This window comes from Pseudoalteromonas sp. SCSIO 43088 (genome assembly GCF_023650795.1).
In the GTDB taxonomy this organism is placed as follows: Bacteria; Pseudomonadota; Gammaproteobacteria; order Enterobacterales; family Alteromonadaceae; genus Pseudoalteromonas; species Pseudoalteromonas shioyasakiensis.
On the sequence record NZ_CP072675.1, the window covers coordinates 3,247,772 to 3,266,407 of the forward strand.

At 41.8% G+C, this 18,636-nt stretch carries 19 protein-coding genes; 10 read left to right on the forward strand and 9 right to left on the reverse strand.

Annotated features, from left to right (window positions below; all coding sequences use genetic code 11):
- The first annotated feature begins 50 nt into the window (after nucleotides 1-50).
- A complete protein-coding gene (gene queG / locus J8Z28_RS14950; protein WP_062566600.1) occupies nucleotides 51-1,184 on the forward strand; it encodes a tRNA epoxyqueuosine(34) reductase QueG in 1,134 nt (377 codons plus the stop codon).
- 20 nt (nucleotides 1,185-1,204) lie between these two features.
- Here queG and J8Z28_RS14955 read toward each other — a convergent pair whose 3' ends face one another.
- The 3 genes from J8Z28_RS14955 to J8Z28_RS14965 all read right to left on the reverse strand — a co-directional run bounded on the left by J8Z28_RS14955 (nucleotide 1,205) and on the right by J8Z28_RS14965 (nucleotide 4,936).
- On the reverse strand, nucleotides 1,205-2,332 hold the full coding sequence (locus J8Z28_RS14955; protein ID WP_062566481.1) for a response regulator: 1,128 nt from the start codon (nucleotides 2,330-2,332) through the stop codon (nucleotides 1,205-1,207).
- Between the two features lie 19 nt (nucleotides 2,333-2,351).
- On the reverse strand, nucleotides 2,352-4,301 hold the full coding sequence (locus J8Z28_RS14960) for a hybrid sensor histidine kinase/response regulator (RefSeq protein WP_062566601.1): 1,950 nt from the start codon (nucleotides 4,299-4,301) through the stop codon (nucleotides 2,352-2,354).
- 143 nt (nucleotides 4,302-4,444) lie between these two features.
- The gene (locus tag J8Z28_RS14965) at nucleotides 4,445-4,936 is read right to left on the reverse strand and encodes a GNAT family N-acetyltransferase (RefSeq protein WP_062566482.1); all 492 of its coding nucleotides are present in this window, start codon (nucleotides 4,934-4,936) and stop codon (nucleotides 4,445-4,447) included.
- Nucleotides 4,937-5,011: 75 nt separating this feature from the next.
- Between J8Z28_RS14965 and J8Z28_RS14970 the strand changes: the two genes are divergently transcribed.
- The 6 genes from J8Z28_RS14970 (at nucleotide 5,012) to J8Z28_RS14995 (ending at nucleotide 10,526) form a co-directional block, all read left to right on the forward strand.
- The gene (locus tag J8Z28_RS14970; RefSeq protein ID WP_250659651.1) at nucleotides 5,012-5,587 is read left to right on the forward strand and encodes a glutathione peroxidase; all 576 of its coding nucleotides are present in this window, start codon (nucleotides 5,012-5,014) and stop codon (nucleotides 5,585-5,587) included.
- 72 nt (nucleotides 5,588-5,659) lie between these two features.
- Entirely contained in the window at nucleotides 5,660-5,941 is a 282-nt protein-coding gene (locus J8Z28_RS14975; RefSeq protein ID WP_054552716.1) for a peptidylprolyl isomerase, read from the forward strand.
- A gap of 60 nt (nucleotides 5,942-6,001) precedes the next feature.
- The gene (locus tag J8Z28_RS14980) at nucleotides 6,002-6,580 is read left to right on the forward strand and encodes a glutathione S-transferase family protein (protein ID WP_062566484.1); all 579 of its coding nucleotides are present in this window, start codon (nucleotides 6,002-6,004) and stop codon (nucleotides 6,578-6,580) included.
- Between the two features lie 17 nt (nucleotides 6,581-6,597).
- Nucleotides 6,598-6,948, forward strand: a complete 351-nt coding sequence (locus J8Z28_RS14985; protein ID WP_054552718.1) for a DUF2750 domain-containing protein — start codon at nucleotides 6,598-6,600, stop codon at nucleotides 6,946-6,948.
- A 217-nt stretch (nucleotides 6,949-7,165) separates the two neighbouring features.
- Nucleotides 7,166-7,843, forward strand: a complete 678-nt coding sequence (locus tag J8Z28_RS14990; protein ID WP_062566485.1) for a site-specific integrase — start codon at nucleotides 7,166-7,168, stop codon at nucleotides 7,841-7,843.
- A 112-nt stretch (nucleotides 7,844-7,955) separates the two neighbouring features.
- Nucleotides 7,956-10,526: a M1 family metallopeptidase gene (locus J8Z28_RS14995; protein WP_062566486.1), complete on the forward strand. Its 2,571-nt coding sequence runs from the start codon at nucleotides 7,956-7,958 to the stop codon at nucleotides 10,524-10,526.
- A 39-nt stretch (nucleotides 10,527-10,565) separates the two neighbouring features.
- Here J8Z28_RS14995 and J8Z28_RS15000 read toward each other — a convergent pair whose 3' ends face one another.
- Together J8Z28_RS15000 and J8Z28_RS15005 are read right to left on the reverse strand one after the other, a co-directional pair.
- Nucleotides 10,566-10,931 carry a hypothetical protein gene (locus J8Z28_RS15000; protein ID WP_062566487.1) on the reverse strand — a complete coding sequence of 122 codons (366 nt, stop codon included), beginning with the start codon at nucleotides 10,929-10,931 and terminating at the stop codon, nucleotides 10,566-10,568.
- Between the two features lie 65 nt (nucleotides 10,932-10,996).
- Complete coding sequence (locus tag J8Z28_RS15005; RefSeq protein ID WP_062566488.1) at nucleotides 10,997-11,866, reverse strand: hypothetical protein; 870 nt, start codon at nucleotides 11,864-11,866, stop codon at nucleotides 10,997-10,999.
- A gap of 230 nt (nucleotides 11,867-12,096) precedes the next feature.
- On the opposite strand from J8Z28_RS15005, the gene J8Z28_RS15010 reads away from it, so the two are divergent.
- Genes J8Z28_RS15010 through yjjG form a run of 3 tightly spaced genes read left to right on the forward strand, consistent with a single transcriptional unit; the run spans nucleotide 12,097 to nucleotide 14,271 of the window.
- Nucleotides 12,097-12,996, forward strand: a complete 900-nt coding sequence (locus J8Z28_RS15010; RefSeq protein ID WP_054561042.1) for a phosphoribulokinase — start codon at nucleotides 12,097-12,099, stop codon at nucleotides 12,994-12,996.
- Nucleotides 12,997-13,045: 49 nt separating this feature from the next.
- Nucleotides 13,046-13,585: an inosine/xanthosine triphosphatase gene (gene yjjX, locus J8Z28_RS15015; RefSeq protein ID WP_054561043.1), complete on the forward strand. Its 540-nt coding sequence runs from the start codon at nucleotides 13,046-13,048 to the stop codon at nucleotides 13,583-13,585.
- Nucleotides 13,586-13,596: 11 nt separating this feature from the next.
- Nucleotides 13,597-14,271 carry a pyrimidine 5'-nucleotidase gene (gene yjjG, locus J8Z28_RS15020; RefSeq protein WP_062566489.1) on the forward strand — a complete coding sequence of 225 codons (675 nt, stop codon included), beginning with the start codon at nucleotides 13,597-13,599 and terminating at the stop codon, nucleotides 14,269-14,271.
- Between the two features lie 71 nt (nucleotides 14,272-14,342).
- On the opposite strand, the gene lpxC is transcribed toward yjjG, so the two are convergent.
- The 4 genes from lpxC to J8Z28_RS15040 all read right to left on the reverse strand — a co-directional run bounded on the left by lpxC (nucleotide 14,343) and on the right by J8Z28_RS15040 (nucleotide 18,636).
- On the reverse strand, nucleotides 14,343-15,254 hold the full coding sequence (lpxC, locus tag J8Z28_RS15025) for a UDP-3-O-acyl-N-acetylglucosamine deacetylase (RefSeq protein ID WP_036971181.1): 912 nt from the start codon (nucleotides 15,252-15,254) through the stop codon (nucleotides 14,343-14,345).
- A 104-nt stretch (nucleotides 15,255-15,358) separates the two neighbouring features.
- Entirely contained in the window at nucleotides 15,359-16,606 is a 1,248-nt protein-coding gene (gene ftsZ / locus J8Z28_RS15030; protein WP_054561045.1) for a cell division protein FtsZ, read from the reverse strand.
- A 21-nt stretch (nucleotides 16,607-16,627) separates the two neighbouring features.
- The gene (gene ftsA, locus J8Z28_RS15035; RefSeq protein ID WP_054552726.1) at nucleotides 16,628-17,860 is read right to left on the reverse strand and encodes a cell division protein FtsA; all 1,233 of its coding nucleotides are present in this window, start codon (nucleotides 17,858-17,860) and stop codon (nucleotides 16,628-16,630) included.
- Complete coding sequence (locus J8Z28_RS15040; protein ID WP_054561046.1) at nucleotides 17,857-18,636, reverse strand: cell division protein FtsQ/DivIB; 780 nt, start codon at nucleotides 18,634-18,636, stop codon at nucleotides 17,857-17,859. The genes ftsA and J8Z28_RS15040 overlap by 4 nt, the downstream gene beginning before the upstream one ends.

An 18,636-nucleotide genomic window follows, 5' to 3' on the forward strand; every position in this document is an offset into this window, starting at 1 on the left:
GAGTCAAACTATGTTAAAGTAGCCGCTTCTTGGCTACTTTTTTATTGACCGTGACAACTCCTTCTATTGATTATGAACAACTCGCACTGCAAATAAAGCAATGGGGTAAAGACCTTGGCTTTGCAGAAGTCGGGATCACTGATATTGACCTAACGAAGCATGAAGCGCAGCTACAGCGCTGGTTAGATTTAGGCTATCACGGTGAGATGGAATACATGGCAGCCCATGGTATGAAGCGAGCGCGCCCAGCAGAGCTGGTACCTGGCACGCAGCGAGTCATCTCAGTAAAAATGAACTACCTGCCGCCTGATGCAAGCTTTGCTAAAAACCTCAAACAGACTGATAAAGCGTACATTAGTCGCTATGCATTGGGTCGTGACTATCATAAGTTAATTCGCAACCGTCTGAAAAAGTTAGGCCAAAAAATAGAGCAGCAAGTTGGCCAGCTCGGCTTTCGTCCCTTTGTTGACTCAGCTCCAGTGCTTGAAAGGCAACTAGCCGAAAAGGCAGGCTTGGGCTGGCGTGGAAAACATAGTTTATTAATCAATAAAGAAGCGGGCTCTTGGTTTTTCTTAGGGGAGCTGTTTGTTGATATACCACTACCTATTGATGATGAGAATAGCTTTGAAGGCTGTGGGAAATGCGTTGCCTGTATGACACTGTGCCCAACCGGTGCGATTGTCGAGCCTTATGTAGTCGATGCCCGTAAATGTATCTCTTACCTTACTATTGAATTACAAGGCGCAATTCCTGAAGAGTATCGCCCACTGTTAGGGAATCGCATTTATGGCTGTGATGACTGTCAGTTAGTATGCCCATGGAATCGCTACGGTCAACTCACCGATGAAGCTGACTTTCACCCAAGAAAGCAACTTAAAGATCAAGAATTACTGACTTTATTTGCATGGGATGAAGCAACCTTTCTTAAAAATACCGAAGGCAGCCCTATACGCCGTATTGGTCACGAGCGCTGGTTAAGAAACCTTGCTGTCGGATTAGGTAACGCTGATTACAACGAGCAAATAATCGAGGCTTTAGAGCAAAGGTTAACAACCGCTACAGCTTTGGTCGCTGAGCATATCGAGTGGGCGCTTGATCAGCAAAAAAATAAGCGCCAGTTAAAGCTTCGTAAAACGGCGCGCTTAATTCGCATTGTTGAAAAAGGCCTACCCAGAGATGCTTGATGACTAGTTCAAGCTTTGCCCTATCGCGTTAATAATAGTGATAAGTCATTTTCAATTTCTTTAAAGGCTGCTTTAACCCCTTTTACTGACTCCTCTCGAGCCACTGAGTTTTGAATGGTTTCATCGACCTTTTGATAGATGAACACCTCTTGGTCTTCATCTAAGCCCATGGTCGGTATGCGACTTTCTAAGTCTTCTTGAAGCCGCTTAAATACAGCTTCGTTATTGATACGGTTTTCATTTAAAAGCTCAATCAAACCTGTAAATTTGCTGTGCACCTTACTTACAGCATCATTTAACTGTTGCTGCTGCTGAAGTAGCTCTTTTTTAGTGAGAATCGCTTTAAGCTGCTGCTCTGTAACACTGACTAAAAAGCAAATATGATCTCGAATTCGACCATGCTTATCGGGGTCTTGCCCAGGCATATTTAAGATAAGCAAACTGATCATTTCATAGTTTACTAAAATCCGATTTGAGAACTCGTGCAATCGACCTTTGCTTTTCAGCATTTCAAACAGCTCGATCACAATCGGCGAGCACACACCCGACACAGAGAAATGTAATACTTCGTTATCTAATCTAAACTCCACATTGCTTTGTAAATCAAATGCACCTAAACAGTTTAAAAAGGCTTTGCCGAGTTCATGTTCGTTATCTATTGAACCTATATGCTCAATATAATTAACAATTTGTCCCATTTCACTGCTGTTTGCCATCGCATTAAATGCCGTTGACGTAGCATCTTCAACTTGTTGTTCTAGCGATTCCTTTTCAATTAGCACTTGATTCAAATGTTGTAACTTAAGCTTGAGCTCATTATGGCTAAATGGTTTAACAATGTAGTCTTCTGCACCAACAGAATAACCTTCCATGCGCTCCTCAACGGTGCCTCTGGCTGAGACAAACATCACAATAATTTTTTGCGTATTGGGGTTTTCTTTGAGCTTACGACAGACATCGTAACCACTCATTTGTGGCATGCTCACATCGAGTAAAATCACTTGAGGGTCGAACTCTTCAACGACTTCTAAGCATTCTGGGCCGCTATTAACCATTTTCAGCTCAAAATCGAGATCCTCAAGGATCTCTTCAATAATTTCTAAATTAAATGGTTCATCATCAACCGCTAAAATACGTTTCAAGGCCATGATTATCTCTTCCGTTTTATTAATTCATCGATATAGACTGTTGTTCATTTGCCAAGTGTTGCGGCAAGTCTATTTCTAAGGGCAGCCGTACCAAAATAGTGGCCCCCCCGTACTCATTATTACTTGCCGAAATAGTGCCTTGATGTAAGGCTACAAATTCCCGACAAATAGCTAATCCAAGCCCAGTGCCTCCCGCACCACTGTTGGTTTTACTGCTTTGCTCAAACTTAGCAAAAATCTTTTCAAGCTCTTGTTCAGGGATCCCTATTCCGCGGTCAATAACAGCGATTTCGGCCATCTGCTCATTCACCGCTAAACTAATATCAATTTCGCTATTCGGCTCACTAAACTTCAGTGCATTACCGATCAAGTTACGCATAATTTGATTAATTTGTTCTTCGTCGCACTCAAGCACAATGCCTTGTTCAAAACCTATAGGCCGAATAGCAATACTTTTTTCAAGGGCTGTGCCCGACACATCATCAATGCTGGTTTTTATAATATTGCTTAAGTTATGCTTTTGCGGATTGAACGGGAATTTCCCGACATCGAGCTTTGATAGATCGAGTAAGTTATTTAGCAGCGATAATAATCGCTCACCACTTTGCTCAATTCTAGATAGATACTTGTTTAACTTGTCTTTACTTAAATCGTCATTAGCAACCTTATCAAGCCCAAAGCGAGCAAAGCTTAAAATAGAATGCATAGGTGTTCTAAGTTCATGAGACATGTTCGCTAAAAACTCAGATTTACTATGATTTGCCGCTTCTGCCACATTTTTAGCATGCTCTAACTGAGCAGTACGGGCTTTGACCTCTTCTTCAAGCAAATCTTTAGCTTCAACGAGTAAATCTTCTTTCTCTTTAAGATGTGTAACGTTCTTAAAGATCACCGCTAGCGCAATTTCTCCGTGGTGGTCGATTTCGTTAAACGAGCCAACTAAAGGCACCTCACTGCCATTTTTCTTGAGTAGTCGTAAGTCACAACTAAATTGTCGGTTTTTACTTAAAGTCGCAATCTTATCTTTGATGCGCTCAGTTGATGCCACATCAAAAAATTCAAAAACAGAGCAATTCTCAAATTCTTTCAGCGGCTTTTCAAACAGCTGCTCGCAGGCGTCGTTAGTTTCTATAACCTTACCACCACGCTCAAATAGAATAATGGCATCGGGTGTATGCTTAAAAATGACCCGTAATAAGCTGTCTTTTTCAATGAGTGCATCAACTGTATTTTGCAAACGCTCTACTAATTCAGTGTTATGACGCCTTAATAGTTCTGTCTGCCAAAGTTTATGTACTGATTGCAGCAGACTATTATCATCAATCGGCTTGATGAGCACATCTTCTACCCCTTGACGAATAGCTGCTACCATCGAGACTTGATCTGGCTTAGAGGTATAAAGTAAACAACGACTATTAGGCTGACATGTTTTGAGCTTATTAAAGAGCTCAAGCCCTGTGCCATCAGTAAAAGTAAAATCACTAATGAGTAAATCAATGCTCTGTTCTTTAATAACATCCACAGCAGATGCAGTATTATCAGCTGTGAAGGTTTTAATATGTGCCCCTTTGAGGTTTAGGGCTATTTGCGCCAAACGTTCAGCACAGTGATCGACAAGTAACACGGTAGGAAGTTGAAGAATATTATCGCTGTCGAGCTCAAGTACCCCTTCTAATAAAGAGCTAATCTCTTTATTTGCAAAGAAGGGGTAAATCACCACAGCATTAGGTAATAGGCGATTTACTTCACTAAAATGCTCTAGTAAATCACTACGCTGCGCTTTAGGCGCTAACAGCAAGAAATGCTCTTGTGAGAACACTCCCATTAGCGTTTTAATAACAGTGGTTGGCACACCATGAGAAGCTGCAACAAGATCAAAGTCTTGCTCTAAAACAGCATCATCAACCATTGCAAAATGTAATAGCTCAACTCGACAGCCAATAAGCTCTAGCAGCACCTTGACCCGCATTGCTAAAACACTATTGCTATCAACAATCAATATTCTTCGCACAGTAGACTAGACTCGCTTAATAATAAATACCTATTTTAGCGTAGCCTAAAATCGCAATGGGTCACAATTTGTACCGCATTTTTTATTAGCTTTTTAGCTAATTAACTGTCTAAACGCTTACCTAAAATAGTAAGGCTATAGGCTTTATCATCCATGATCGCAATCTCAGGAAGCTCTCCCCAGACCTTGTAATCAAAGCGATTAAACAGTTTTATGCTCGGTAGGTTATGGCTAAAGATAAAAGCTAATAACACCTTGATATCAAGTGTTTTTGCATGCTGTTCTGAAAATGTAAGCAATTGTTTACCTAGCCCCTTCCCTTGAGCTTGCTGGGTGATGTAAATACTAATTTCAACGGTACCATCATAGGCAGGTCGGCCATAAAATGACTTATAACTCAGCCAAGCAAGCACTTTACCTTGTTGCTCAAAAACAAAGATAGGTCTTTTCTCTGTATGGCTATCAAACCAAGCTTGTTTGTCTGCAACCGATACCTCTTCTGTATCTGCAGTTACCATACGACCAGGGATGGTCTCGTTATAAATAGCGACTATGTCAGTTAAATCGGTTTGTGTTGCTTTGCGAATCGTCATAAATAGCTGAAATTAAATGATCACTTTGCTGCATATTAGCGTATATTCATCACAAATAACTAGCGGGAAATAACTATGTATAAATATGCTTTGTTACTTGCAGCAGGCCTAATAACAACCAACCTTGCAGCACAAACTACTGAGGCTACGCCAGCTGCTAAAGCAAGCAGCCAATGTGATGATTTTACCAATGTCACTATGAGAAAGTTACGCTCAAAAGAGTCAATTAACTTCTGCGAATTCAAAGACAAACCACTCCTAATAGTCAATACAGCTAGTAATTGTGGTTTTACCGGCCAGTTTGAAGGCTTTGAGGCTATTCATAAAGAATATAAAGACCAAGGCTTGGTCGTATTAGGATTTCCATCAGATGACTTTTTCCAAGAAGAAGACGATGAAAAAGACACTGCAAAAGTATGTTTCATCAATTATGGCGTAACCTTTAATATGCTTGCTACCAGTGCCGTTCGCGGTAGCGATGCAAACCCGATATTCAAACACCTAAACGAAGCAACTAGCTCACCTAACTGGAACTTTTACAAATATTTAGTGTCTGCTGACCGTAAGACAGTGCAGCGCTTTAATAGTAAAACTAAGCCACAATCGCAAACTTTACGCGATGCAATTGAAGCTGAGCTAACTGCAAAATAAATTTAATTTTTCGTTCGGTAAATATTGAACTAAACTAGTAATTTAATACTAAAACACACATTAGGAGATGTTATGGCAGTAGCCAGTGCAAGACACATTCTCGTAGACAGTGAAGCTCACTGTTTAGATTTAAAACAGCAAATTGAGCAAGGAGCTGACTTTGCAGAGCTTGCTCGTGCTCATTCTAATTGCCCATCAGGTCAAGATGGTGGTGCATTAGGTGAGTTTGGCCCTGGCATGATGGTTCCAGAATTCGACAAAGTCGTATTCTCTGCACCAATTAACCAAGTACAAGGCCCAGTGCAAACCCAGTTTGGTTATCATCTTCTAGAAGTAACAAGCCGTACTGACTAATTAACAAATTGATTTCAAAAAGCCGCTTCACAGCGGCTTTTTTTTGCAAAGGATACCATCATGCAATTACTAGGCTCTACTACCTCACCTTTTGTGCGCCGTATTCGGATTTGGGCGGAACTTAATAACCTACCTATTGATTTTATTAATTTGGATATTTTCTCTGAGCAAGACAGACAAACCATGATTGCTCATAACCCTGCCAGAAAAATTCCTGTATTAATCGACCATGATTTTACCTTATGTGATTCCAACTCCATTATTCGCTACCTGCTCGAGAAAGCTGATCAGCCGTTACTTAGCTGGCAGCAAGAGAACTACTTAACCATTATCAATGCCTGCAATGATTCACTGGTAGAAATTTTACTTTGTCAGCGTTCAGGGTTTGATACCAACAGCGACAAACTATTTTTTAATTTACAGAATGAACGAATTGTTGAAACATTAGCCTATTTGAATACTCATTTATCGGAGCCAGTATTTAAAAGCTGTGAATACCTCAACATCAGTTTATACTGCTTGCTAGATTGGATCCGCTTCCGCGAATTAACTGATTTTAGCCAACTAGAAAACTTAGTTGATTTTTATCATAAATTCGCCGATAAAGCGGCGGTACAACAAACAGATCCACGAATATAAAGATAAGGGTTACGCAAATGAGCGATATCGAAATTGAATCAGAATTAGTTAGCTTTGTAGAAAAAGTTCGTTTGAACGAATCTATGTGGGCACTGGGTGCCGAAGATGGTGGTTTTGTTGTCTGTGAATCAAACCAATTTAGCGACACAGATGTGCTATTACTTTGGGGTACTGAAGACGCTGCAAAAGCACAATGTAAAGATGAGTGGCAAGACTATACCCCTGTTGAAATTGGCCTAGACGAATTTCTTGATGAGTGGGTTGAAGACCTTAACGAAGATGATGCGCTTGTTGGTTTAAACTGGAACGATGATCAAGTATGCGTTGAAATCGAACCGGTTGGTTTAGCTAAAGCTCTTTGCGATTAATCGCAATCCTTAAGCTTATAACGACACGGCCGTATTTATGGCAGTGTCGTTTAGCTGGAAACTTGATACTTATATTGATTTTAACAATAGAACCACTATTACTTGCAATCAATGCCTTGCCTAAATCGCTTTTAATTCCAACTGAAGCTCGCATCTTGAGGTGGTTTGGGTATATCAGTTATACTCTTCGACACATCTTTATTATCAAGGTATTAGGTTGAAGTCCCATCTTGGTCGTAGGCCCTTTTCGGCCATGGAATTACATACCCTGTATAATGGTTACATTTATGGTGATCAGCGTTTAGCACGTGAACAAGCTAAGCATTGGCACTTTTGGCTGCCTTTATTTGCTTATTACACCGGTGCCTACAGCGATGAAATTGGCCATTTAACCCTTGATAATATTGTCACCCTTGATGGAATTCGCTGCTTTGATTTTCATACACATGGCAAGATAAAACCCCGCTATGTGCCTATCCACAATGCATTACTCGATGCAGGACTTGACCAATACTTAGGCTATTTAAATGAGCAAAATCAGCAACGACTGATGTTTGATTTACCCGCTAAATCTGGTCGCTACAGCGAAAAAGTACGTATTTGGTTTTCGGGTGAAGGTGAACGCGCTGGTTATTTACAAAAGTGCGCTATTCCTACTGTTGATCAGCAAGGTATGAAAACCGCGATAAGCAGCTTACGGCTCAACTTTGAACAACAAGTGCGAATTCATGCACTGCAAGCCAACTGCAAAGACGCCTTTAACTACTTGCTTGGTTTTAAAGATTTCAACGAGCAACGCTTTGCTGATATGCAGTTATTAAATACCGTGCTGCAAAACATACGACAAATAAACCCGCAACTGCATTGGCAGCGTTTCATTGACCGCCATAATTAACTGACAAACTTTGTTACTAACTATTTATTACTGTTCAAATTAAAACCTGATAGCATGGTGATTCGCCCCTCATAGCAGGTGCCTTTCTAACAACAAAAAATCAGGGATACTTATGTTCTTAAAAAGCCTATTAACGGTGAGTGTTGCACTTGCAGTTAGCTCTGCCCATGCCAATGAATATGTTATCGAAAAGCTTGCCAAGCCTAGCTCACAACAAGTAGAACTTACGCTTGATCCTGCAAAAGACAATTTTTCTGGTCATACCGAAATTGCTTTAGAGGTTCTAAAAGCAACGAATTATATCGAATTAAACGGTATTGATTATGCGGTTAGCATGGCGAAAATTTTAGGTGCAGAAAACTGTGACCTAAGTGCTGAAATGCTAAAAACAGGCAAAGTTAAATTCGCTTGTGAAGAAAAAATCCAACCAGGAAAATACACTTTAAAAGTTGATTTTACAGCCCCTTATAATCGTCAAAGTGTTGGTTTATATAAAACTTTAGATCAAGGCACACCTTATCTTTTCACGCAATTTGAAATGAGCGATGCGCGTCGTGCATTCCCGGTTTTTGACGAGCCAAGTTATAAAATTCCATTTCAGCTGACTATCACAGCGCCAACATCACAAAAAGTGTATGCCAATACACCGGTTTTAAAAACCAAAGTTGATGGCGATATGACAACGCACTTTTTCGACAAAACGCCACCGATTCCTTCGTACTTAGTCGCTATGGCTGTGGGCCCGTTTGAAGAGCTTGAAATTAAAGGCATGCCAATCCCTGGCCGTGTACTGACTCCGCAAGGTAAAATTCACCTTGCTGATTACGCAAAAGAAAATATGCCGCGAGTGTTAAAAGCCCTAGAAGATTATTTTGGCATTCCTTACGTATACAAAAAGCTAGACTCAGTGGCAGTACCAGAGTTCCCATTTGGCGCAATGGAAAACGCAGGCCTAGTGACTTACCGTGAAGACATTTTACTAGTAGACCTAGCAACAGCAACGCGCAGCAAAAAAGAGCGTAATGTATCAATCATTGCCCATGAGTTAGCGCACCAGTGGTACGGTAACCTAGTGACTATGAAGTGGTGGAATGACTTATGGTTAAACGAAGCATTCGCAAGCTGGATGGCAGCAAAAATCACTGCACAAATTAACCCTGAGTTTGAGTCGCACTTAGACTTACCACAAAACCATGTGATGGCACTGGATGCGCGTCTAAGTACTAAACCTATTCGTAAGCCAATCAAAACTGAAGCTGATATCATGGATGGCCTTGGCCTTGCCTACAGTAAAGGGAGTGCGGTTTTATCTATGGTTGAAAACTGGATTGGCGAAGAGGCATTCCAGCAAGGTATTCGTGCTTACTTGAAAAAATTCTCGTATAAAAATGCAGAAGCCGCGGATCTATGGCAAGCACTAGGCGAAGCGTCTAATAAAGATGTAGCAAGTGTTCTTAAATCATTTATCGAACAATCATCTTTCCCACTTATTAAAGTAACGCAAGACGGTAAGAAAATTAATATCAGCCAAAGCCGCTTTGTAAATGCTGGCGTTGATGCGCCTGCACAACTGTGGAATGTTCCGGTTGCAATCAAGTATGGTGCGGGCGACAAAGTTAAAACCGCAAGTGTACTGCTGAATAAAGAAACACAGCAACTAACTCTCGACTTTGAACCTGAGTGGATCTACCCAGATCAAGGTGCCATGGGTTATTACCGCTGGGTATTAGATGATGCTCAGTTTAATGCCCTACTAGAGAACGCTGCTGACAAGCTAACGGTACGTGAGCGCTTAGCGCTACTTTCTGCGGTTGATTCATTACTTGATGCAGGTGTTATCTCTGCGGCTCACTTAATGCAAACTTTAGAAGCCTTTGTGAGTGATGCTCACCCATTAGTGGCAAACACAGCATTAGGTTACCTTGCTTCTCAAAAACGCGTATTCGAAGACGACAGCAACCGTGACCTATGGCCTAAGTTTATCCGTAACAGCATTGCACCAGCTGCTAAGCAATATGGATTAACGGCAAAAACAGGTGAAGACGCGGCGGTATCACAGTTACGTGCGCAAGTTATTGCCCGTCTAGGTTTTGATGGCCAAGATCAAAAAGTCATTGATACCGCAAAAGCACAAGCGGCACTGTACTTAAACAACCCTGAAAATGTTGACCCATATTTAGCCTCAACTTACTTAAACCTTGCAGCTTACCATGGCGATGCGAAGTTACTTGAAAAGTACAAACAAACCTTTAAAACCACCAAAGATCCACAAGTTCGTACTAAGATGCTGGCAGCGATGGGTTACTTTGGTAAACCTGAGTTACAAAAAGCGGTTCTAGAATACAGCTTAACAGATAACGTAACAGCCTCTGATATGCGTACCTTACTAGGTGGGTTAGGCTATGGTAAAGAGCGTGAAGCACTGTTTATTGAGTGGATTTACAACAATTACGATGCCATCACTAAGAACTTACCGCCGTTCTTTGTTCCAAACTTACCGTTCTTCACGACGGCAAGCTGCGATGCGAAAAGCCTAGAAAAAACCAAAACCTTCTTCAACGATAAAATCACTGAAGTACCAGGTTATGCACGTTCTCTTAGTAAGCTTGAAGAAAGCATCAATGATTGTATTGCACTGAAAAACCGTGAGCTAAACTCGGTGAATAGCTTCCTTAAACGCTAATTAAAGCAAATGCAAAAAGGGCCACAATGTGGCCCTTTTTTATTGCGCTAAAATAGCAGTTAATTTAGTTATAAATTGCTCAGCAGCGTCAGGTGAGGTGACTTTAAATGCAATACCATAATGAATGGGCTGTGCACTTTTATAAATGCGAGTTGGAAAGCGGGTCATTTCACTACTGTGAAAGTAGTCTTTGATTCGCGTAATGCCCTCTATTGACTCAAAATCAGCACTGAATACTTCAAATATAGGTCTAATAACAATTTTAGCCTGGCCACTTTGCTCATGAACATAAAATGCCTCTTTTGAGCTAGCTGGCATAAATTCGTTAATATTCTTAATCTTAAAATTACTGCGGCAGCCCGCTTTTACCAGCTGTACACTCACTTGCTCGGCAGAAAAAGACAAAGGCATTCCTTACATATAACGTGGATAGTTTAGCCACAGTACAGCAATCAGGCTGAAAGCGTTACTCATTTATTACATACAAATGCCAGTTTGCTCTGTTTGTAATTTAACCGTGAGATTGAGCCTTCACAAAAGCGTCTTAAATCGAGCCACTGTGATACCACTTCAGGCTCTGTAAGGCTGCGCTTATGAACTCGATTATTAACCGCATAAGCCACAGTGTCTTTGTCAATTAAAGCAAAGTCTTGCACCGACTCAGGTAATCTAAATAAATCACTAACTTCCTCAGTTTGCGGCGCAAAGCGTGCAACCCAATGTTGGTTGTTTTTGTTATAACTAAATAAATAACTGTTTGTGTGCTTGTCAAAAATTAAAGTACGGCCAATATCACCGGCAATGACACGCGGTTTAGCAGCTGCAACACGAGTGTATTGCAATGTATGCGGCTCACCTAAAATAAACATGATCAGGTCTTCATCAGCGCCCCAAGCGTGGTAGCCAACCGGCTCAATCCATTCAAAAATTCGGCTTGCAGCTGGCTCTTCTGCTAATGGATACTGCCATAACTTTTGCTTGCCATCTGCTTCGACCACGATTGCCGACAAGGCTTGCTGATTTGGCATCAGCGTAGGCGAGTATTCACTGACAGGCGTGTTGGTGATATTCACGCTGCTCTTAGATGTAAAGTCATAAAACGCAATATCGGTTTGTGACTGGCCATTTTCGTCAACAACCTCATGGGTATAGTAAAGCCCTGTATCAACTAAAAATGGTTGATTATTATAAGCTTTATCATCTGTTACTCGCGACACCTGCATACCATATGGGGTGTCTAACTCGGCAAGTAATATTTCGCTTTTAGGCATCGCTGCATGTACGTGACTGGTAAAAAATGTCCCTGCTGCGACGAAAAGTAAAGACGAAATCAATTTCATGTTGTTCTCTCGTTTTAATTTTTATCAGCCCATGATAGCGTTAATTAATCCGCCAGTCACTTGACCTTACCATGCTCGACCTTTATAACTAGGACGTGTTCGTTTTTTATCAGTTTCTACTGATTGATTTTATGCACGATAATACCAATCGAGCTAAGTAACTGACCATTTAACACGCTAGAATGGTTAACAATTCATGCCGACTGGTATCAACAATAACGAGAATAATTATGTCAGCTAAACACCCTATCATCGCTATTACCGGTTCATCTGGGGCGGGGACTACTACAACCACCAATGCGATTAAGCACATTTTTAGAAGCTTAAGCATTGATGCAGCCTTCATCGAAGGCGATAGCTTTCATCGTTATACACGTCCAGAAATGGATAAAAAAGTCCGTGAAGCACAACAAGAAGGCAAGCATATTAGCTACTTTGGCCGAGAAGCTAACGATTTTGGCGCCCTTGAGGAGCTTTTTTATCAATATGGCGAAACCGGGCAAGGTAAAATCAGACGCTACTTACATACTTTCGACGAAGCGGTCCCTTATAACCAATTACCGGGCACCTTTACCCCTTGGCAAGACTTAGAATCAAATACAGATATCTTATTCTATGAAGGTCTACATGGTGGTGCTGTCGATGAGAATCATGATGTTGCTAAGCATGTCGATTTATTGATTGGTATGGTGCCTATTATCAACCTTGAGTGGATCCAAAAGCTCATTCGTGACACCTCTGAACGAGGCCACTCTCGTGAAGCGGTAATGGGCTCTATTGTGCGCTCGATGGACGATTACATAAATCATATTACTCCGCAGTTTTCGCGTACTCATATTAACTTCCAGCGAGTGCCAACGGTTGATACCTCAAACCCATTCAGCGCAAAAGATATTCCTTCTTTAGACGAAAGCTTTGTTGTTATTCGCTTTCGTGGCATAGATGACGTCGATTTTCCGTACTATTTGAGCATGATTGAAGGCAGCTTTATGTCTCGTATCAATACCCTTGTGGTACCTGGAGGCAAAATGGGTTTAGCCATGGAGCTTGTGTTAACCCCATTGATCAAAGATATTATTTTGAAAAAACGCGCCCTTGAAAATTTAGCCCCGGTTGACTTGCCGATTTAACTCACTCGGGTACACTGCTGACTCTGGTGAAAACAATGGAGTCGTCGGCTTGAAACAAACTTTACGTGTTATTGTTGGTTCAAAGAACCCCGTTAAAATTAACGCGGCTAAACATGTCTTTAGTCTTTATTTCCCAAATCATACCATTGAATGCAAAGGTGAAGATGCACCTTCTGGTGTGCCTGATCAGCCGCTAGGCGAAGATGAAACCCGTATCGGCGCTGAAAACCGTGTTAAGTATTGCCAAGATCACTTTGACGCCGACTTTTATGCAGCAATGGAAGGCGGCGCAGAACAATTTAGTTATGGCGCTGCAACCTTTGCCTTTGTAGTGATTGCAAACAAGCAGCAATTTAGCGTTGGTCGCAGTAGCAACCTACCGTTACCGCAACCTTTTTACGATGCCTTGCTAGCTGGTAAAGAACTAGGTGATGTCATGGATGAGGCGTTCAATACCGTTAATATCAAACAACAAGGTGGTGCTATTGGCTTATTAACCAATCATCTTGCTACGCGCGAAAGTACTTATGTACAAGCGCTGACATTGGCCATGGCGCCATTTTCACACCCTACCCTATTCAACCAGTAATTAGGATAACCATGAAGTATAGCCACGTATTATTCGATGCAGATGAAACGCTATTTAGTTTTAATGCATTCGAAGGTTTAAAAGTGATGTTTGCACATTACGGCGTAGAATTTACTGAGTCAGATTATCATCATTACCAAGCAACCAATAAGCCGCTTTGGGTTGCTTATCAAAAGCATGAAATTACCGCCAGCGAGCTACAGATAACTCGCTTTACAGAATGGGCTAATAGACTCGATGTGCCAGCAAAAGAGCTTAACGATGGCTTCTTGGATGCTATGGCCTCTATTTGTGTGCCATTACCTGGTGCAGTTGACTTGCTTACAAAGTTAAAACCACACGCCAAGCTAGGCATTATTACCAATGGGTTTGCTAAGTTACAACAAAAACGCCTAGGTCACACCGGTTTACAGGATATGTTCGATTGGCTGGTTATTTCAGAGTTAGTCGGTAAAGCAAAACCTGCCCCAGAGATTTTTCAACATACATTTCAATTAATGGGGAATCCGCCAAAAGAACAGATTTTAATGGTAGGCGATACAGCTGCCAGCGATATTTTAGGTGGTCACAATGTGGGTATCGACACGTGTTGGTTACAACACCCGGGAGTTGAGCTACCAGAGGATATTAAACCAACTTATCAAATCAATCAGTTGGTCGAGCTTGAAGCTATTCTAGGCTTATGATTCTTGATAATAGTTTGGCAAAAAAAATGACGCTTAAAGCGTCATTTTTTATAACTGTAATATGCTTGCGATTAAGCTGTCGCTACTTCTAGGCCTGGTGCTGGCATAGTCACTGGGGTATCGAATGTTGCCCATTCCCATGCTGACTCAGTCGCCATAATTTTACGAAGTAGTTTATTGTTTAAATCATGGCCTGATTTATAAGCCGTGATTTTACCTAGAATGTTGTGGCCTGTCATAAACATATCGCCCACACAGTCTAAGATCTTGTGTTTAACAAACTCATCGCTGTAACGTAAGCCGTTTGGATTTAGTACTTTAAACTCATCCAATACAACTGCGTTATCCATGCTACCACCTAATGCTAGGTTGTTAGCGTGCATATACTCGATATCTTTCATAAAGCCGAAAGTACGTGCGCGGCTGATTTCTTCAGTGAAGCTTTGTGCCGTGATATCTAAACCGATACGTTGGCGGCTTTCATTGATTGCTGGGTGATCAAACGCAATTTCAAAATCGATGTGGAAACCATCGTATGGTTCGATCTCAGCCCATTTATCGCCTTCTTCAATGCGTACTTTTTCTTTAATACGAATAAAGCGCTTAGCTGCATTTACTTCTTTAATGCCGCCTTTTTGTAACAAATAGATGAATGGTAATGCACTACCATCCATAATTGGTACTTCTGAGCTGTCTAATTCAACAATTAGATTATCAATACCCATTGCCGCTACCGCCGCAATAAGGTGCTCAGTCGTTGATAAGCGAACGCCATCTTTGTTTGTTAAACAGGTACACAGTTGCGTATCACCAACGGCTTCTGGTGTTGTTTCAAAATCAACAACCGGATCAAGGTCTACGCGACGAAATACTATCCCAGTATTTGCGCTCGCAGGTCGGAGAGTAATAGTGACCTTCTCACCTTTATGAAGTCCAATTCCTATGGCTTTGACTACTTCTGCAATCGTACGCTGTTTAATCATAGGTTCGCTCACTTATAGTTACAGTTAGACGGCGAATTGTATCATAAATACATCCAGCTGCCAATTTGTTTATTTATCGAACAAAATAACCAGTAAAAGTCTATTTAGTCAGCTTGCTTTCTAAGAAAAGCAGGGATATCGAAATAATCTCCCCCTTCTGACTTATCAGATTTTTTGCTGCTCTCAGTGCTGCTAGATACTGAGCTGCTCGTTGTACTTTGTTGTACTGGCTCTTGCTTTTCAGACGCTGATGACATGCTTACATCATCGCTGCTACCTTGACTTGCAAAGCTTGGTACATACATGCTGCTAGTTGTTTGGTTCATTGAGCTTTGTACATCAGAACCTGATGCTTTCTTAAAGCCATTATCAACAATACCAAACTGTGGACGACGATCGCCGCCTAAACCTGTTGCAACAACCGTTACACGTAACTCGTCGCTCATTTCAGGGTCAATTACCGCACCCACAACCACTGTTGCGTTTTCTGACGCAAGTGCTTTAACGTGGTTACCAACAATTTCAAATTCTTCAATCGCAATATCCATACCTGCAGTGATATTAACTAGGATACCTTTAGCACCTGTTAAATCGACATCTTCAAGTAGTGGGCTTGAGATAGCCGCTTCTGCAGCTTCTTGTGCACGGTCAGGACCAGACGCAGATGCTGTACCCATCATCGCAGTACCCATCGCTGACATAACAGTACGTACGTCGGCGAAATCCACGTTGATTAGACCTGAACGTGTGATTAGCTCTGCAATACCTTGTACCGCACCAAATAACACGTCATTCGCTTTTGCGAAGGCATCTAACAGTGTAGTGCCTTTGCCTAAAACTTTAAGCAATTTATTGTTCGGAATTGTAATAAGTGAGTCTACAGTTTCTGACAATTCATTAATGCCTTGTTCAGCAGCTGCAGCACGCTTTTTACCTTCAAAGTCAAACGGGCGCGTTACAACAGCAACCGTTAAAATGCCTAACTCTTTAGCAATTTTAGCAACCACTGGCGCAGCACCTGTACCAGTACCACCGCCCATACCAGCTGCGATGAACACCATGTCAGCGCCTTCAAGGCTGGCACGGATAGTCTCAGCATCTTCTTCAGCAGAGTTACGACCCACTTCAGGGTTAGCACCCGCACCTAGACCAGAGGTGATTTGTGTACCTAGCTGTACAGTTACATCTGCTGATGAATTACGTAATGCTTGTGCATCCGTATTCGCAGCAATGAAACGTACGCCTTCAATTTGTTGTTTTACCATGTGCTCAACAGCGTTACCGCCGCCACCGCCCACGCCAATTACTTTAATGACAGCTTCTTCGCTGTGCTGTTCCATCATATCAAACATGTTTACTCTCCGACTTGAGTCTTAAAACTCACCTTGGAACCACTTAGTAATACGGTTCCACCAATTATTATCACCTTCAGCTTTCGACTTTTGTGCATTCATCGATTGCATTGTACGGCCGTATTGTAACAAACCAACCGCGGTCGCGTACGAAGGATCATCTACATAATCTGTCAAACCAACAATCCCGATTGGTTTGCCAATTCTGACTGGCATTTGGAAAATGTCTTCTGCCACTTCCATTGCACCCGTCATTTTTGCTGTTCCGCCAGTAATGACGAGACCTGCAGCAATTTGGTCTTCAAAACCTGAGCGGCGTATTTCTTCCATCGCCAACTCGAATAATTCTCTAAAACGTGGCTCAACAACCTCAGCTAAAGTATGGCGCGACATAATACGCGCAGGTCGGCCACCAACACTCGGTACTTCAATTGTGTCTTCGTTGCTTGCCATTTGGCTACTCGCACACGCATATTGTACTTTGAGTGACTCAGCATGTGATATAGGTGTTCTAAATATTTTTGCAATATCACCAGTCACTTGGTTACCCGCCACTGGAATAACCGCTGAATGACGAAGCGCACCATTAATATAAATGGTGATATCCATGGTGCCCCCACCGATATCTAACACGGCTACACCGAGCTCTTTTTCGTCATCTGTGAGTACTGAATAACATGATGCCAGTGCAGTAAAGATCAACTGATCCACTTCAAGGCCACAACGCTCAACACATTTCTCGATATTCTTTGCCATATCGTTTGAGCAAGTAATGATGTGCGCGCGAGCTTCCATACGCACACCGCTCATGCCAAGTGGGTTTTTAATCCCTTCTTGCATATCGATGCTGTATTCTTGTGGCAATGCATGTAGCATTTTCCGTTCTGCCGAAATAGGCACTGAACGAGCAATATGAATGACATTTTCAATATCTTCGTCAGTCACTTCCGTGTTGTTAATTGCCACTACACCGCTTTCATTTTGGCACTGGATATGTTTTCCAGAAATACCTAAATAAACAGAGCTAATACGACAATCAGCCATCAACTCAGCTTCATCTATAGCTCGACGAATCGATTCAGAAACAAGGTTAAGGTCGTTAACGCCGCCTTTATCCATACCATGCGATACTTGGCTGCCAACACCCACAATGCTTAGTTTGTTATCTGCGGTGATTTCACCAACGGTGGCCACAACTTTCGATGTGCCAACGTCTAATCCAATCACTAGGTTTCTTTCTGCTGACTTGGTCATGCCTTACTCTTATTTTCTAATTGTTCTTCTTGCACTGGCTTCCAGCTCACTGCAAGACCGGTATCATACCGTAAATCAACAACATCGATTTGTGCATCTGCACGTTGTTCCATGCGCGGATACACGTCAATAAAACGCTGTACACGCTTTGCTTTTTCTTTGCGGCCTAAGTTCAGGCGAATGCCGTTATCAAGCCATAACTGCCACGAAAAGCGCTCAGAAAGCGCTAAACTGGTCAGCTCTAAGTTATTCACTTTGAGCATTTCTTGAAATTGACTAAAAGCAGTCCAAGCCTCGATTTCACTGCCTTCTGGGCCATATAGCTGTGGCAAGCTTGTAGGTAATTTATCACTACTTGCTTGGAACACTTCGCCAGCTTGGTTTAACAGTAAGTCACTGTTCCAATGCGCTACAGCTTGATGCTCAACAACATATACTTGCAAGGTATCTGGCCATTGCTTTCTGACCGATGCCGTTGCTACCCACGGCAAGCCTTGTACTAAGCGTTGCACATGTTTTACGTCTAATTCAAAAAAACTCGATAAGTCGGCTTTTTTTATTGCACCAATAATTGCTTTCTCATCAGTATATTGGGGTTGCCCAAGTACTGATAAGTGCTTTATTTGTGCGTCTTTGTTCTCTACCAACCAATCTGAGACGCCTGTAGTGATTTTTACTAATGCAAAAATCACTACTAGAAAAAAGCTCACACCAAAAATCAACGACCAATTTAGCTGCTGTTTTAATTGTTGCGCTTTTTCTAAAAAAGGATGCAT

What these genes read in the sequence shown, in the direction of transcription:
- ftsA (WP_054552726.1), bottom strand. Translation starts at nt 17,860, where the DNA reads ATGACCAAGTCAGCAGAAAGAAACCTAGTGATTGGATTAGACGTTGGC.
- J8Z28_RS14965 (WP_062566482.1), bottom strand. Translation starts at nt 4,936, where the DNA reads ATGACGATTCGCAAAGCAACACAAACCGATTTAACTGACATAGTCGCT.
- J8Z28_RS15005 (WP_062566488.1), bottom strand. Translation starts at nt 11,866, where the DNA reads ATGAAATTGATTTCGTCTTTACTTTTCGTCGCAGCAGGGACATTTTTT.
- J8Z28_RS14980 (WP_062566484.1), top strand. Translation starts at nt 6,002, where the DNA reads ATGCAATTACTAGGCTCTACTACCTCACCTTTTGTGCGCCGTATTCGG.
- J8Z28_RS14975 (WP_054552716.1), top strand. Translation starts at nt 5,660, where the DNA reads ATGGCAGTAGCCAGTGCAAGACACATTCTCGTAGACAGTGAAGCTCAC.
- J8Z28_RS15010 (WP_054561042.1), top strand. Translation starts at nt 12,097, where the DNA reads ATGTCAGCTAAACACCCTATCATCGCTATTACCGGTTCATCTGGGGCG.
- yjjG (WP_062566489.1), top strand. Translation starts at nt 13,597, where the DNA reads ATGAAGTATAGCCACGTATTATTCGATGCAGATGAAACGCTATTTAGT.
- J8Z28_RS14995 (WP_062566486.1), top strand. Translation starts at nt 7,956, where the DNA reads ATGTTCTTAAAAAGCCTATTAACGGTGAGTGTTGCACTTGCAGTTAGC.
- J8Z28_RS14960 (WP_062566601.1), bottom strand. Translation starts at nt 4,301, where the DNA reads ATGCGGGTCAAGGTGCTGCTAGAGCTTATTGGCTGTCGAGTTGAGCTA.
- J8Z28_RS15040 (WP_054561046.1), bottom strand. Translation starts at nt 18,636, where the DNA reads ATGCATCCTTTTTTAGAAAAAGCGCAACAATTAAAACAGCAGCTAAAT.
- lpxC (WP_036971181.1), bottom strand. Translation starts at nt 15,254, where the DNA reads ATGATTAAACAGCGTACGATTGCAGAAGTAGTCAAAGCCATAGGAATT.
- ftsZ (WP_054561045.1), bottom strand. Translation starts at nt 16,606, where the DNA reads ATGTTTGATATGATGGAACAGCACAGCGAAGAAGCTGTCATTAAAGTA.
- J8Z28_RS14985 (WP_054552718.1), top strand. Translation starts at nt 6,598, where the DNA reads ATGAGCGATATCGAAATTGAATCAGAATTAGTTAGCTTTGTAGAAAAA.
- J8Z28_RS14970 (WP_250659651.1), top strand. Translation starts at nt 5,012, where the DNA reads ATGTATAAATATGCTTTGTTACTTGCAGCAGGCCTAATAACAACCAAC.
- J8Z28_RS14955 (WP_062566481.1), bottom strand. Translation starts at nt 2,332, where the DNA reads ATGGCCTTGAAACGTATTTTAGCGGTTGATGATGAACCATTTAATTTA.